The following is a 13,234-nucleotide window of genomic DNA, read 5'->3' on the forward strand; positions in this document are numbered from 1 at the left end:
TTGGCAGGCTTTGCTCCATGAACCCGTATCCGCACACGCCGCCCGTGAGCCCCCGGCCGAGAAAGATCCTGGTCGTGGACGACCAGCCGGAGGTGCGCGTGGCGGTCGAGGACGGTCTCAGCGTCGAGGGGTACGAGGTGCGGGGCGCGGCCGACGGCCTCGCCGCCCTGTCGGCCGTCTCCTCCTGGGAGCCGGACGCCGTCGTGCTCGACGTGATGATGCCGGTGCTCGACGGTCTCGCGGTCTGCCGCCGGCTGCGCGCCGTCGGTGACCGCACGCCCGTGCTGGTGCTGACCGCGCTGGACTCGGTGAGCGAGCGGGTGGACGGCCTGGAGGCGGGTGCCGACGACTATCTCGTGAAGCCCTTCGCACTGGACGAGCTGATCGCCCGGGTGCGGGCGCTGCTGCGGCGGGCCGCGCCGGTGGAGGAGGATCCGGGCGCGCTGTCGTACGGCGATCTGACCGTGGATCCGGTGACCCGCACCGGGCACCGTGCGGGGCGCCCCATCGAGTTCAGCCGGACCGAGTTCGCCCTGCTCGATCTGCTGCTGCGTCACCCGGGCCAGGTCCTCACGCGGGAACTGATCCTGGAGCGGGTCTGGGGCCAGGACTTCGGCCCGGACTCCAACTCCCTGGCAGTGTACGTCGGTTACCTGCGGCGCAAGCTGGAGGCGGCGGGCGAACCGCGCCTGGTGCACACCGTGCACGGGGTCGGATACCGGCTGGACGCGGCGTGAGCGCCCGCGGTGACCGGGGCGGCATGCGCCGGGCGCCGTCCCACCGGCTCGGTGCCCGCTGGCGCCGCCGCCGTCCGCTGCGCACCCGGCTCGCCCTGACCGCGTCGGCGGCCGTGGCCCTGGTCGCGCTCGGGGTGTGCGCCGCGGCCTTCTTCGTCCAGCGGTACGAGATCTACCACCAGCTGGACCTGAATCTGATCCAGTCGGCGTCGGTCACCGCCGGCGGGCGCGGGGGCGGGGCGCCCGGAGTGGTCGAGGGGCAGTGCCAGTTCCTGGCGTCGCCCGCCTGCTCACAGATCGTGCCGGCCGACCCGGCGGCGGACGCCGGCAAGCCGTACCTGCTGCCGGTGTCCGGACCGGTCCGTGAGGTCGCCGCGGGCACGCGCGCCCCGTACTTCAGCAACATCACCCTTCAGGGGCGTCCGACCCGGATGCTCACCACGACCTTCGGCCACCGCGAGGCGGTGCAGGTCGCCCTCCGCTCCGATCCGGTGGAGAAGAGTGTGCGGCGGACGGCCCAGCTGCTCGCGGCGGTCGGCGGCGCCGGGGTGCTGATCGCGGCGGCGCTGGGCTACTGGGTGTCGCGCACCGGTCTGGCGCCCGTCGCCCGGCTCACCCGGGCCGCCGAGCGGATCGCGGCCACCCGGGATCCGCGCCACCGCATCGAGCTGCCGCCGGGACCCGCGACCCGGGAGGACGAGGTCACCCGGCTGGCCACCACGTTCAACACCATGCTGGGCGAGCTGGAGCAGTCCGTCACCGCCCAGCGCCGGCTGGTGGCGGACGCCTCGCACGAGCTGCGCACGCCGCTCACGGCGCTGCGGACCAATGCCGAACTCCTCGCCCGTGCAGACCGGTTGACCGATGCCCAGCGCGACCGGGCGTCCGGGGCCCTCACCCGGCAGATCCACGAGGTGACCACGCTGGTGAACGATCTGATCGAGCTGGCCCGTGAGGAGGAGCCCGTACCGCTGGTGGAGAGCGTCCGGCTGGCCCCGCTGGTCGAGCACGCGGTGACGGCGGCCCGCGGCCACTGGCCGGGACTCCGCTTCACCGTGGAGACGGTGGCCGACCCGGTACTGAACGGCGTACCGGCGCGGCTCTCCAGGCTGCTCGCCAACCTGCTCTCGAACGCGGCGAAGTTCTCCGGCGACGCCGGCGAGGTGGAGATCACCCTCACCGGGACCGAGCTGACCGTGCGCGACCACGGGCCCGGAATCGCGCCCGACGACCTGCCGTACGTCTTCGACCGCTTCTACCGGGCCCGCGCGGCCCGCGCGCTGCCCGGCTCCGGCCTGGGGCTCGCGATGGCCCGCCAGATCGCCCGCGCACACGGGGCCGAGCTCACCGCGGAGCAGGCACCGGGCGGTGGGGCGCTCTTCCGGCTGAGGCTGCCGTGACGCCGGGCCGGGCGCGGGCAAGCCGGCCAGCAGCAGGGGACGTCACCGGGCGAGGCGGCCGAGCAGTGACGACGCGGCGAGCACGCCCAGCGCAGCGGCCACCAGCAGCACCGCGTAGTCCAGGCCCAGATGGGCAGGGGTGCCGAGCAACAGCCCGCGCAACGCGTCGACCTGGTAGCTCAGCGGATTGGCCTTGCTGATCGCCTGGAGCCAGCCGGGCATGATCGCGACCGGGTACAGGGCGTTGGAGCCGAAGAACAGCGGCATGGTGATGGCCTGTCCGATCCCCATCAGCCGGTCGCGGGTCAGCACGATCCCGGCGATGGTCATGGACAGACAGGAGAAGAACGCGGAGCCCAGGATCACGATCACGGCCACACCGAGCAGCCGCAGCGGGTTCCAGGTCAGAGCGACACCGAGCAGCGCGGCGATGACGATCACCACGACCGCCTGGATCAGCGCCTTCACCCCGGCGGCGAACGCCTTGCCGGTGATCAGGGCGGCTCTGGGGGTAGGTGTGACCAGCAGTTTGGTGAGGATCCCGGCATCCCGCTCCCAGATGATCTGGATGCCGTAGAAGATCGCGATGAACATCGCGGACTGGGCGATGATGCCGGGCGCGAGGTAGTCGATGTACGGGATGCCGCCGGTCGGGATGGCCCTGATCCGGGTGAAGGTCTCACCGAAGATCAGCAGCCACAGCGCCGGCTGGACGGCCCTGGTGTACAGCTCGGTGCGGTCGTGGCGCAGCTTCTGCAGCTCGACCAGGCACATGGCCGCGACCCTGGCCGGCACCATCCGCGGGCCGGTGCGCGGCTTCGGCGGGACCAGCAGCAGCCCGAGCCCGGCCCGGGTGGCCTCAGCCGACGCGGGTGGCGGTGCGGCGGGTGGAACGGACATCGCGGAACTCACCTCCCTGCTCGTCGAGACCGCTGCCCGCGACGTCCCGGAAGACGTCCTCCAGCGTGGGCTCGGTGTCCCCGGTGTCCTTGCCGTGGGCGGTAGGAGTGCCGTCCGTGGAGGTGGCCGCGGCGGGCGGAGCCTGCGCGCGGCGGCGCTCCCGGAGGTCGGCTCTGAGCTCTCCGGGGGTGCCGAGCGCCCGTACCCGGCCCCGGTGCATGAGCGCGAGCCGGTCGCAGTACTGCTCGGCCTCGTCCATGTAGTGCGTGGTCACCAGCACGGTCATCCCGGTGGCTTCGCGTACGGCGTCGATGTGCTCCCAGACGCTGGTCCGGGCGATCGGGTCGAGGCCGATGGTCGGCTCGTCGAGAATGAGCAGCCGGGGGGCGCTGACCAGGGCCTGGGCGAGTTCGAGGCGGCGGATCATGCCGCCCGAGTAGGTCTTGGCGAGCCGGTCGGCGGTCTCTTCGAGGCCGACGGCCGCCAACGCCTGGCCGACCCGCTCGGCCCGTTCGCGCCGGGAGACGTCGAAGACCCGCGCGAACAGTGCCACGTTCTCCCGTGCGGTCAGCCCGGCGTCGGCGGAGAGCTGCTGCGGTACGTAGCCGAGCAGGCGCCGCACCGCCATCCGCTCCTTCGCCGTGTCGTGCCCGAAGACCCGCACCCGGCCGACGGGGACCGGCAGCAGGGTGGTGATGCAGCGGATGACGGTGGTCTTGCCGGCGCCGTTCGGCCCGAGCAGACCGAAGACCTCGCCCGCGTGGACCGAGAGGTCCACGCCGTCGACGGCCCTGGTCTCACCGAAGGCGTACTCCAGACCGCTGCACGCGACGGCGGCGCCGCCGTCGGTCTCCCCCGCGCCGCTGTCGCCGCTGCTCCGGGTGGCACTCATGGGCCCTCCACTTCCTCGTGCAGGTTTCCGGCGAGCCGGCGCAGCGCGGGGAGCGCCGCCGCCAGGGCCGCCCGGTCCTCGCCGGACAGCCGGGCCACCTGGTCCCGGACCAGCTCACCGCGCCGCGTCTGCCAGTCGCGCAGCCGCTCATGGGCCGCCGGGGTGAGCGTGAGCCGCACCGCACGGCGGTCGCCGGGGTCGCTCTCGCGGATCAGATATCCGGCCCGGGTGAGCTGATTGACCAGCGTGGAGACCGAATTGCCCGCCACGTAGAGCTCCTTGGCGGCGTCCGAGACCCGGATCCCCGGGCGCCCGCCGACGAGCCTGAGCAGCTCGGCCTGCGCCCCGCGCAGGGGCGGCGAGGTGAGCCCGCGCCGCAGCCGCCGCCGAACCAGCCGGTGCACACCGGCCAGCACATCGGCGAGCGAGTCGGGAAACTCGTCCGTGGCCACGCGCCCATTTTAGCTCTGCGTCAGAGGTAACCACCAGTGCGCGTCCCGGCACGGAGAACCGGGTGCCCGGGGCCGGTCGTCGCCCCCGGCCCCGCACCGCGCCCCGGTCAGAAGCCGGGCGGCTCCGTGTAGACGCCCCACTCGTCCCGCAGCACCCCGCAGATCTCGCCGAGTGTCGCCTCCACCCGGACGGCGGCCAGCATCGGCTCGATCATGTTCGAGCCGTCCCGGGCGGCCGCGAGCATCGCGTCCAGGGCGGTCCGTACGCGGGCGTCGTCCCTGGCCGCCTTGCGGGCCACCAGCTCCTGGACCTGGTCGCGCTCCACCTCGTGGCTGACCCGGAGGATCTCCAGGTCGCCGGTGACCGAGCCGTGCAGGCAGTTGACGCCGACGACGCGCTTGTCGCCCTTCTCCACCGACCGCTGGTACTGGAAGGCCGACTCGGCGATCTCGCCGGTGAACCAGCCGTCCTCGATGCCGCGCAGGATGCCCGAGGTGACCGGGCCGATCGGGTGCCGCCCGTCGGGATGCGCCCGCAGGCCGCGCTCCTTGATCTGGTCGAAGATCTTCTCCGCGTCGGCCTCGATGCGGTCCGTGAGCTGCTCGATGTACCAGGAGCCGCCCAGCGGGTCCGCCACGTTGGCGACGCCCGTCTCCTCCATCAGCACCTGCTGCGTCCGCAGGGCGATCTCCGCGGCCTGCTCGCTCGGGAGTGCGAGCGTCTCGTCCAGGGCGTTGGTGTGCAGGGAGTTGGTACCGCCGAGGACCGCGGCGAGCGCCTCGACAGCGGTCCGTACGACGTTGTTGTACGGCTGCTGCGCGGTCAGCGAGACCCCGGCCGTCTGGGTGTGGAAGCGGAGCCACTGCGCCTTGTCGCTCCGCGCCCCGTAGACGTCCTTCATCCAGCGCGCCCAGATCCGGCGCGCCGCGCGGAACTTGGCGATCTCCTCGAAGAAGTCGACGTGCGCGTCGAAGAAGAAGCTCAGCCCCGGCGCGAAGACATCCACGTCCATCCCGCGCGAGAGGCCCAGCTCCACGTAGCCGAAGCCGTCCGCGAGGGTGTACGCCAGCTCCTGCGCGGCCGTCGCACCCGCCTCGCGGATGTGGTAGCCGGACACCGAGAGCGGCTTGTACGCGGGGATGGAGGCGGCGCAGTGCTCCATCAGGTCGCCGATCAGGCGCAGGTGCGGCTCGGGCTGGAAGAGCCACTCCTTCTGCGCGATGTACTCCTTGAAGATGTCCGTCTGGAGCGTGCCGTTGAGCACCGCCGGGTCGATGCCCTGGCGCTCGGCGGCGACCAGGTACATGCAGAAGACCGGGACGGCCGGGCCGCTGATCGTCATCGATGTCGTGACATCGCCGAGCGGGATGTCCTGGAAGAGGACCTCCATGTCGGCGGCCGAGTCGATGGCGACCCCGCAGTGGCCGACCTCGCCGAGCGCCTTCGGCTCGTCGGAGTCGCGGCCCATCAGCGTCGGCATGTCGAAGGCGACCGAGAGCCCGCCGCCGCCGTTGGCGAGGATCGTCTTGTAGCGCTCGTTCGTCTGGCGGGCGTTGCCGAACCCGGCGAACTGCCTGATCGTCCAGGTGCGCCCGCGGTAGCCGGTGGGGTGCAGGCCCCGGGTGTACGGATACTCGCCGGGCCAGCCGATCCGCTCGAATCCCTCATAGGTGTCGCCGGGCCGGGGCCCGTACACCGGGTCCACCGGGTCGCCGGACAGGGTGGAGAAATCGGCGTCCCGCTTGCGGGCCTTGTCGTACCTGGCCTGCCAGCGACGGCGGCCCTCTTCAATGGCGTGAGCGTCCATACCCACGAATTTACTAGGACGTCCTAGTAAATGTCGATGGCAGACCGCCCGCACATCGTGCGGGCGGCGGTGTTACGCCTTCGCGGTGACCGGAGCCGGCTGGCTGATCCGGGGCTCCAGCTCGCGGGAGATCTTCCGCTCGACGAAGAAGGCCGCGGTCGGGACCGTACCGGCCAGCAGCACCCAGATCTGCTTGGCCACCGGCCACTTCGCCTTGGAGCCGAGGTCGAACGCGAAGATCAGGTAGACCACGTACAGCCAGCCGTGCGCGATGCCGACCACACTGACGAAACCGGTCGCCCCGTTGATGTCCAGCAGGTACTTGGCGATGACGCCGAGGGTCAGCAGGACCAGCAGCACACCGGTGACGTAGGCCATCACGCGGTAGCGGGTCAGCACGCTTCGTTTCATGGAGTCGAGCGTATCCGGGCACTATGGGCGATCTTCGGCGGGGTTGCCACTCCGGGCGGAGCACCCGCCCATGCCCCCGGCGGAGGACCCGCCCATGCCCCCGGCAGAGCGCCCCGGGCCCCGCACGGCCCGCAGGGGCGCGCGCCCCGCACCCCCGGGCCTCCCCGGTAGCCGCTACTCCTCGAAGTCGTCCGCCGCCACCCGCAGCGGCCGGAGCATCGCGAAGATCTCGCCGCACTCCTCCGCGTCGTACGCGGAAAGACCGAACTCCATCTGCATCAGATCCGCGCTGGCCGCCTCGACGACCTCGCGGCCCTTGTCGGTGATGGAGGCCAGCGTGCCGCGCCCGTCGTTCGGGTTGGGGCGTTTGTCGACGAGGCCCGACTTCACCAGCCGGTCGACGGTGTTCGTCACCGATGTGGGGTGCACCATCAGCCGCTCGCCGATCTTGGACATCGGCAGCTCGCCCGCCTTGGAGAAGGTGAGCAGCACCAGCGCCTCGTAGCGCGCGAAAGTCAGCCCGTACGGCTTGACGACCGCGTCGACCTCCGCGAGCAGGATCTGGTGCGCGCGCATGATCGAGGTGATGGCGGCCATCGAGGGAACGGGGCCCCAGCGCTGCTGCCAGAGTTCGTCGGCGCGCGCGATGGGATCGAAGGGAAGGCTGAGCGGCTTCGGCACGGCACCGACCCTACCGGCCGGTCATATGACGGTCAGCCCCGTCTCGCCCTTCGGTCCGCGGACCGAAGGGCGGCAGGTGCGCGGCGGCCGGCCCTACGGCGCCAGGTGCCGCTCGACCGTGTCGACCTTGGAGGTCAGACCGTCGGTGACCCCCGGCCTGATGTCCGCCTTGAGTACCAGCGAGACCCGCGGCGCACGCGCCTCGACGGCCTGGACGGCGCGCTTGACGACGTCCATCACCTCGTCCCACTCGCCCTCGACCGAGGTGAACATGGCGTCCGTACGGTTCGGCAGGCCCGACTCGCGTACGACGCGGACCGCGTCGGCGACGTACTCGCCGACGTCCTCACCGACACCCAGCGGGGAGACCGAGAAGGCGACGATCATGACGTCTCCACCACGCCCTCGCGGCGCGCGCGGGAGGCGATGACCGCGTTCTCCGCCTCGCGGCGCAGCTTGCGCTCGGCGAAGAAGCCGCCGGTGGGCAGCACCGAGAGCACGAAGTAGAGGATGCCGGTCCCGGCGGACCACTTGGTGCGGTTCCAGGCGTCCGCCCAGAAGATCACGTACAGCACGAAGAGGACGCCGTGCACCATGCCCATGACCGGTACCGCGTTGAAGTCAGTGGTCCGCTTGAGGACCGAGCAGACGAGCAGCAGCAGGAAGGAGACCGCCTCGGGGGCGGAGACCAGGCGGAGGCGGCGAATGGCGGAAGCGGTCTTGATGTCCACGGAGGAAACCTTCGGCAGCGGGCGGCGGGAGGGGATCGTGCGCGCCGTCGATCACACGGACGCGTGATCTTGTGAAAGTGCGCACAAACTCGGAACCATTGTGGCAGCCCCGCATATCAGGGCTCTTTCAGGGTGCGTCTACGCGCCGGGGACCCTGTGCGTACCGCCTCCGGCCCGTTACCTTCGGACCGTGGCTCAGTTCCGACTCCAAGGCAGCAAGATGCTCGCCGTCGACATGACAGGCGACGCCGTCAAAGCGAAGAACGGCTCGATGGTCGCCTACGACGGCCAGATGACCTTCAAGAAGATGTCCGGCGGCGGTGAGGGGCTCCGCGGGATGGTGACCCGGCGCCTCACCGGCGAGCAGATGAGCGTGATGGAGGTACGCGGCAAGGGCACCTGCTACTTCGCCGACCGCGCCACCGAGATCAATCTCGTCACCCTGCACGGCGAGAAGCTCCACGTGGAGGCGAGCAACCTGCTCTGCACGGACGCGGGGCTGCGCACCGGCACGACCTTCACCGGGCTGCGGGGCGCGTCCCAGGGCAACGGCCTGTTCACCACCACCGTCGAGGGGACCGGGCAGGCCGCGGTGATGTCGGACGGGCCCGCGGTCGTCCTGCGGGTCAGCCCGCAGTACCCGCTCATGGTCGACCCGGGTGCGTACATCGCGCACACCGGCAGCCTCCAGCAGCACTTCCAGACCGGGGTCAGCTTCCGGACCTTCATGGGCGAGGGGTCCGGCGAGTCCTTCCAGATCCGGTTCGAGGGCGAGGGTCTCGTCTATGTGCAGCCCAGCGAGCGCAGCACGATCGGGGGTGATGTCTGATGCCGTTCACCGAGATCAACTCGAAGATGGTCGAGGCCACGGTGGCGCCCGGCCAGAAGCTCTACAGCCAGCGGGGGGCGATGCTCGCGTACCGGGGCGAGGTGACCTTCACCCCGAACATCAAGGGCGGTCAGGGCGGTGTGATGTCCATGCTCGGGCGGCGGGTGGCCAACGAGGCGACGCCGCTGATGACGGTGGAGGGCCGGGGCACGGTGATGTTCGGGCACGGCGGCCACCACATCCAGGTGATCTCGCTGGCCGGCGACACCCTGTACGTGGAGGCGGACCGGCTGCTGGCGTTCGACGGCTCGCTCCAGCAGGGCACGATGTTCATGGGTTCGCAGGGCGGGGTCATGGGGATGGTGCGCGGCCAGGTCACCGGGCAGGGGCTGTTCACCACGACGCTCAAGGGCCACGGCTCGGTGGCGGTGATGGCGCACGGCGGGGTCGTGGAACTGCCGATCACCCCGCAGGGACCGGTGCACGTCGACCCGCAGGCGTACGTAGCCCACCACGGGGACGTACGGAACAAGCTGTCGGCGGCGCTCGGCTGGCGGGAGATGGTGGGGCGCGGCTCGGGCGAGGGGTTCCAGCTCGAACTGTCCGGCAGCGGCGCGGTCTATGTGCAGGCATCGGAGGAGAAGCTGTGACGGGACCGGTGGTCCATGACCCGATGACGCTGCCGGCCAACGACAACGTCAACAAGTACACCTTCTGTGTGGAACTCAGCGGCAGCCAGTGGTTCCTGCAGAAGGGCAAGATGATCGCCTACTACGGACGGATCGACTACAGCGGCTTCGGCAACGGCCGCTTCGACCATCTGCTGCGCAGCAGCTTCCACTCCCCGCTGCACGCCGCGGACTGGGTGGTGGCGGAGGGCTCGGGCAAGATGCTGCTCGCCGACCGGGCCTTCGATGTGAACTCGTTCGACCTGGACGACGGCAATCTCACGATCCGCTCCGGGAACCTGCTGGCGTTCGAGCCCTCGCTGTCCCTGAAGCAGTCGATCGTGCCGGGCTTTCTGACCCTGATCGGTACGGGGAAGTTCGTGGCCGCGTCGAACGGCCCGGTCGTCTTCATGGAGCCCCCGATCCGGGTCGACCCGCAGGCGCTGGTGGGCTGGGCGGACTGCCCTTCGCCGTGTCACCACTACGACCACGCCTATATGACGGGGGTGCTGGGCGGGATCCGGTCGTTCACCGGGATCGGGGGCATGTCGGGCGAGGAGCACCAGTTCGAGTTCGTTGGCGCGGGGACGGTGCTGCTCCAGTCGACCGAGGCACTGCTGCCCGAGAAGCCGACCGGTTCCGTGCCGGACGAACCGGGCATTCCCGGTGGACAGGGGCCCCGTTCCGGCCAAAACGGCCCAGGATCGCGCTTTCCCGGCCAGGTCGGGGATCTTCAGCGCCGCTTCGGGCTGTGAGCGATAGCCTGCGGAGTGTAACGTCGAACATCTGAACCCCCGGCATACACACCGGATCGGATCGCCGCCGCGATCGGGATCGCGGTGGCGCAGCACGGCGCGCACCGGGAGGCGAGACACCCCATAATTGTCCAATATTCAACTTCTTAGGTAGAATTCTCATCATGGAGACCGAGACGGCCCCCCGCTGGCTGAACGACGCGGAGCAGTGCGCCTGGCGCACCTACCTGGACGCGAACAGACTGCTGACGTACCAGATGGAGAAGGACCTCCAGCCGTTCGGCCTGACGATGAACGACTACGAGATCCTGGTCAATCTCTCCGAGGCCGACGACCGGCGGATGCGGATGAGTGATCTCGCCGCCGCCACCCTCCAGTCGAAGAGCCGCCTCTCGCACCAGATCACCCGGATGGAGAAGGCCGAGCTGGTCCGCAGGGAGAACTGCGAGTCGGACCGGCGCGGCCTGTTCGCGGTCCTCACCGACCTCGGCGGCGAGACCATGCAGAAGGTCGCACCGCACCATGTGGCCTCGGTGCGCAGGCACTTCATCGACATGCTGACACCCGAGGCGCTGGCCGGACTGCGGGAGTCACTGACACCGGTCACCGAGCAGCTGCGGGGGCTGCGCAAGGGCTAGGGTCCGCCGGGCCGGACCACGCCGGATCACGCCGGATCACGCCGGATCAGGCCGGAGCGGACCGGGCCTGCGGACTGTCCTGACTCCGCGGGGCGGGCAGGTCGAGTGCGAAGACGGAGCCGTCGCCGACGGTGAGCGTCCCGCCGTGCCGGTGCGCCACGTCGCGGGCGATGGCCAGACCGAGACCGGCGCCGCCCTCGTCACGGGTCCGCGCGTCGTCGAGCCGTACGAACCGCTCGAAGATCCGCTCACGCTGCCCGGGAGGCACTCCGGGGCCGTCGTCGGCGACCTCCGCGACGAGCCGGCCGTTCCGCTCCCGTACGGACACCTCGACTCCCGAGCGGGCATGCCGCTGGGCGTTGTCCAGAAGATTGCCGATCACCCGCGCCAACTGACCGCGCGAGCCGTCCACTTCGAGCCCGCCGACGGCCTGGACCGTCACCGGCACCCGGCCCGCGTGCCGCCGGGACACCTCCTCGCGCACCAGCTCCCCCAGGTCGATCCGCGCCGCACCGGGCCGCTCCCCCGCGTCCAGCCGGGCGAGCAGCAGCAGGTCGGCGGCCAGTTGCTGAAGCCGTACGGTGTCCGCGACCGCGCCGTCGACGTCCAGCAGCTCCGGGTGCGCGGCGCCGACCTCCAGCTGGGTGCGCAGACTCGCGATGGGGCTGCGCAGTTCGTGCGAGGCGTCCGCGACGAAGCGCCGCTGCCGGTCGACGGATTTCTCCAGGGCCGTGAGGGTCTCGTTGGTCGTACGGGCCAGCCGGGCGACCTCGTCGTGCGACCCGGGCTCCGGGACGCGCCGGGCCAGGTCCTGGGACGCGGTGATCGCCGCCATCTCCCGCCGGATCCCCTCGACGGGGCGCAGGGCGCGCCGGGTGACCAGCCAGGTGACACCCGCGACGACCAGCAGCAGGACCGGCAGCCCGATGAGCATCGCACTGCGGACCGTGCTCACGGCGCTCTGCTCGGTGGTGAGGGGGGCGCCCACGTAGACGATCAGGGTGTCGTCGTCGCCGTTGGTCACCTCGACGGCGGCGAACCGGTAGTCGGCGGTGTCGCCGTCGACGGTCGCCGTCCCGGAGCTGAAGTGGGCGTGGTCGTGCGAGACCTCGCCGCGCGGCGGATCGTCGTTGTCGCTGTGGCCGGTGTCGTTGTGGTCGTTGTCGTGGTCGTCGTCGCCGTGGTCGTCACCGTGGTCGTCACCGTGGTCGTGGTCCGGCGTGGACGACGCCGGACGCACCGCGGTGGTCGCCGTCCCCGTCACCGCGTCCAGGTCGTCGCTGGCGGCGCGCAGCCGGCCGTGCTCGGTGACCACCTGCACGGGGTTCTCGTCGGAGTCGGGCAGGTGCAGCTTGTCGTACGGGACGTCCAGGGCGACCTGCGAGGCCACGTTCTGGGCGGCGATCTCGGCGCGCAGGTCGGTCTGGCCGGTGAGGTTCGACCGCAGGACGAGCAGGACGGCGATCCCCGTGGCGACCAGCGCGACAGCGACGACGGCCGTCGCGCCCAGCGCCGCCTTGGCGCGTACGGAGCCGAAGAGGCGCCTCACCCGGCGACCAGCCGGTAGCCCGCGCCGCGCACGGTCTGGATGAGGTCGGCGCCCAGTTTGCGCCGCAGGGCGCTCACGTACACCTCGACGATGTTCGGGTCACCCTCGTAGGCGAAGTCCCAGACGTGCTCCAGGATCTCCGGCTTGCCGACCACCTCGCCCCGGCGTACGACGAGTTGCTCAAGGACCGCGAACTCCTTCGCCGTCAGGGTGACTTCGGCGCCCGCGCGGTGCACACGGCGGGTGGCGGTGTCGACCGTCAGGCTCCCCGCGGTGAGCACGGGCGAGGGCCGGCCGGCGGCGTGCCGGCGGAGCAGCGCCCTGATCCTGGCGACGAGGACCACATAGGAGAACGGCTTGGTGAGGTAGTCGTCGGCCCCGGTGTCCAGCCCCTCGGCCTCGTCGTACTCGCCGTCCTTGGCGGTCAGCATCAGGATGGGGACGTTGTGGCCCGCCGCCCTGAGGGCCGCACAGACCCGGTAGCCGTTCATCCCGGGCAGCATGATGTCGAGCACGACCAGGTCGTACGGGCCCTCACTGGCCAGGTGCAGCCCTTCGAGCCCGTCGTGCGCGACGTCCACGGCGTATCCCTCGGCGGTGAGTCCGCGGGCGAGGGACACCGCGAGCCGCTTCTCGTCCTCCACGATCAACAGGCGCATGGGGACAGCCTCCCAAATGGAAGCTGAAGGGATCTTCAGGGGGCTTCAGGCTGCGTTCAGCAGGTCCCCGGCAGATTGGGATCCGTCCGAAGCAACCGGCACGGCCGGGACGGCCGGGCCGGTC

16 protein-coding genes are annotated in these 13,234 nt (G+C 71.0%); 6 read left to right on the forward strand and 10 right to left on the reverse strand.

Annotation, left to right across the window (positions count from 1 at the left end; genetic code table 11):
- Window positions 1-17: 17 nt before the first annotated feature.
- Window positions 18-737, forward strand: coding sequence for a response regulator transcription factor (locus OG285_RS09180; protein ID WP_356827069.1), 720 nt, complete (start codon window positions 18-20; stop codon window positions 735-737).
- 23 nt (window positions 738-760) lie between these two features.
- Window positions 761-2,137 (forward strand): ATP-binding protein, encoded by a 1,377-nt coding sequence (locus OG285_RS09185; RefSeq protein ID WP_371793489.1) that lies wholly within the window; start codon window positions 761-763, stop codon window positions 2,135-2,137.
- Window positions 2,138-2,179: 42 nt separating this feature from the next.
- Here OG285_RS09185 and OG285_RS09190 read toward each other — a convergent pair whose 3' ends face one another.
- The 8 genes from OG285_RS09190 to OG285_RS09225 all read right to left on the reverse strand — a co-directional run bounded on the left by OG285_RS09190 (window position 2,180) and on the right by OG285_RS09225 (window position 8,012).
- Window positions 2,180-3,037: an ABC transporter permease gene (locus OG285_RS09190; protein WP_356827070.1), complete on the reverse strand. Its 858-nt coding sequence runs from the start codon at window positions 3,035-3,037 to the stop codon at window positions 2,180-2,182.
- Window positions 2,997-3,929, reverse strand: a complete 933-nt coding sequence (locus tag OG285_RS09195) for an ATP-binding cassette domain-containing protein (protein WP_371790709.1) — start codon at window positions 3,927-3,929, stop codon at window positions 2,997-2,999. The genes OG285_RS09190 and OG285_RS09195 overlap by 41 nt, the downstream gene beginning before the upstream one ends.
- Entirely contained in the window at window positions 3,926-4,381 is a 456-nt protein-coding gene (locus OG285_RS09200) for a MarR family transcriptional regulator (RefSeq protein ID WP_356827072.1), read from the reverse strand. The genes OG285_RS09195 and OG285_RS09200 overlap by 4 nt, the downstream gene beginning before the upstream one ends.
- A gap of 107 nt (window positions 4,382-4,488) precedes the next feature.
- On the reverse strand, window positions 4,489-6,189 hold the full coding sequence (locus OG285_RS09205) for a methylmalonyl-CoA mutase family protein (protein ID WP_356827073.1): 1,701 nt from the start codon (window positions 6,187-6,189) through the stop codon (window positions 4,489-4,491).
- 72 nt (window positions 6,190-6,261) lie between these two features.
- A complete protein-coding gene (locus OG285_RS09210; RefSeq protein ID WP_356827074.1) occupies window positions 6,262-6,600 on the reverse strand; it encodes a DUF3817 domain-containing protein in 339 nt (112 codons plus the stop codon).
- Between the two features lie 174 nt (window positions 6,601-6,774).
- Window positions 6,775-7,281 (reverse strand): MarR family transcriptional regulator, encoded by a 507-nt coding sequence (locus OG285_RS09215; RefSeq protein ID WP_356827075.1) that lies wholly within the window; start codon window positions 7,279-7,281, stop codon window positions 6,775-6,777.
- 93 nt (window positions 7,282-7,374) lie between these two features.
- A complete protein-coding gene (locus OG285_RS09220; RefSeq protein WP_356827076.1) occupies window positions 7,375-7,668 on the reverse strand; it encodes an MTH1187 family thiamine-binding protein in 294 nt (97 codons plus the stop codon).
- Window positions 7,665-8,012 (reverse strand): DUF3817 domain-containing protein, encoded by a 348-nt coding sequence (locus tag OG285_RS09225; RefSeq protein ID WP_328331531.1) that lies wholly within the window; start codon window positions 8,010-8,012, stop codon window positions 7,665-7,667. The genes OG285_RS09220 and OG285_RS09225 overlap by 4 nt, the downstream gene beginning before the upstream one ends.
- A gap of 220 nt (window positions 8,013-8,232) precedes the next feature.
- Between OG285_RS09225 and OG285_RS09230 the strand changes: the two genes are divergently transcribed.
- From OG285_RS09230 to OG285_RS09245, 4 genes are all read left to right on the forward strand, one after another.
- A complete protein-coding gene (locus tag OG285_RS09230) occupies window positions 8,233-8,841 on the forward strand; it encodes an AIM24 family protein (protein WP_356827411.1) in 609 nt (202 codons plus the stop codon).
- Window positions 8,841-9,491: an AIM24 family protein gene (locus tag OG285_RS09235; RefSeq protein ID WP_371790710.1), complete on the forward strand. Its 651-nt coding sequence runs from the start codon at window positions 8,841-8,843 to the stop codon at window positions 9,489-9,491. The genes OG285_RS09230 and OG285_RS09235 overlap by 1 nt, the downstream gene beginning before the upstream one ends.
- On the forward strand, window positions 9,488-10,264 hold the full coding sequence (locus OG285_RS09240; protein ID WP_371790711.1) for an AIM24 family protein: 777 nt from the start codon (window positions 9,488-9,490) through the stop codon (window positions 10,262-10,264). Before OG285_RS09235 ends, OG285_RS09240 begins: the two co-directional genes overlap by 4 nt.
- A 164-nt stretch (window positions 10,265-10,428) precedes the next feature.
- Complete coding sequence (locus OG285_RS09245; RefSeq protein WP_356827079.1) at window positions 10,429-10,902, forward strand: MarR family transcriptional regulator; 474 nt, start codon at window positions 10,429-10,431, stop codon at window positions 10,900-10,902.
- 46 nt (window positions 10,903-10,948) lie between these two features.
- Here the strand turns inward: OG285_RS09245 and OG285_RS09250 are convergent, their stop codons facing one another.
- Both OG285_RS09250 and OG285_RS09255 read right to left on the reverse strand, forming a co-directional pair.
- Window positions 10,949-12,451 carry an ATP-binding protein gene (locus OG285_RS09250; protein ID WP_371790712.1) on the reverse strand — a complete coding sequence of 501 codons (1,503 nt, stop codon included), beginning with the start codon at window positions 12,449-12,451 and terminating at the stop codon, window positions 10,949-10,951.
- On the reverse strand, window positions 12,448-13,110 hold the full coding sequence (locus OG285_RS09255; RefSeq protein WP_356827081.1) for a response regulator transcription factor: 663 nt from the start codon (window positions 13,108-13,110) through the stop codon (window positions 12,448-12,450). The genes OG285_RS09250 and OG285_RS09255 overlap by 4 nt, the downstream gene beginning before the upstream one ends.
- Window positions 13,111-13,234: the final 124 nt, after the last annotated feature.

This window comes from Streptomyces sp. NBC_01471, from assembly GCF_041438865.1.
GTDB lineage: Bacteria > Actinomycetota > Actinomycetes > Streptomycetales > Streptomycetaceae > Streptomyces.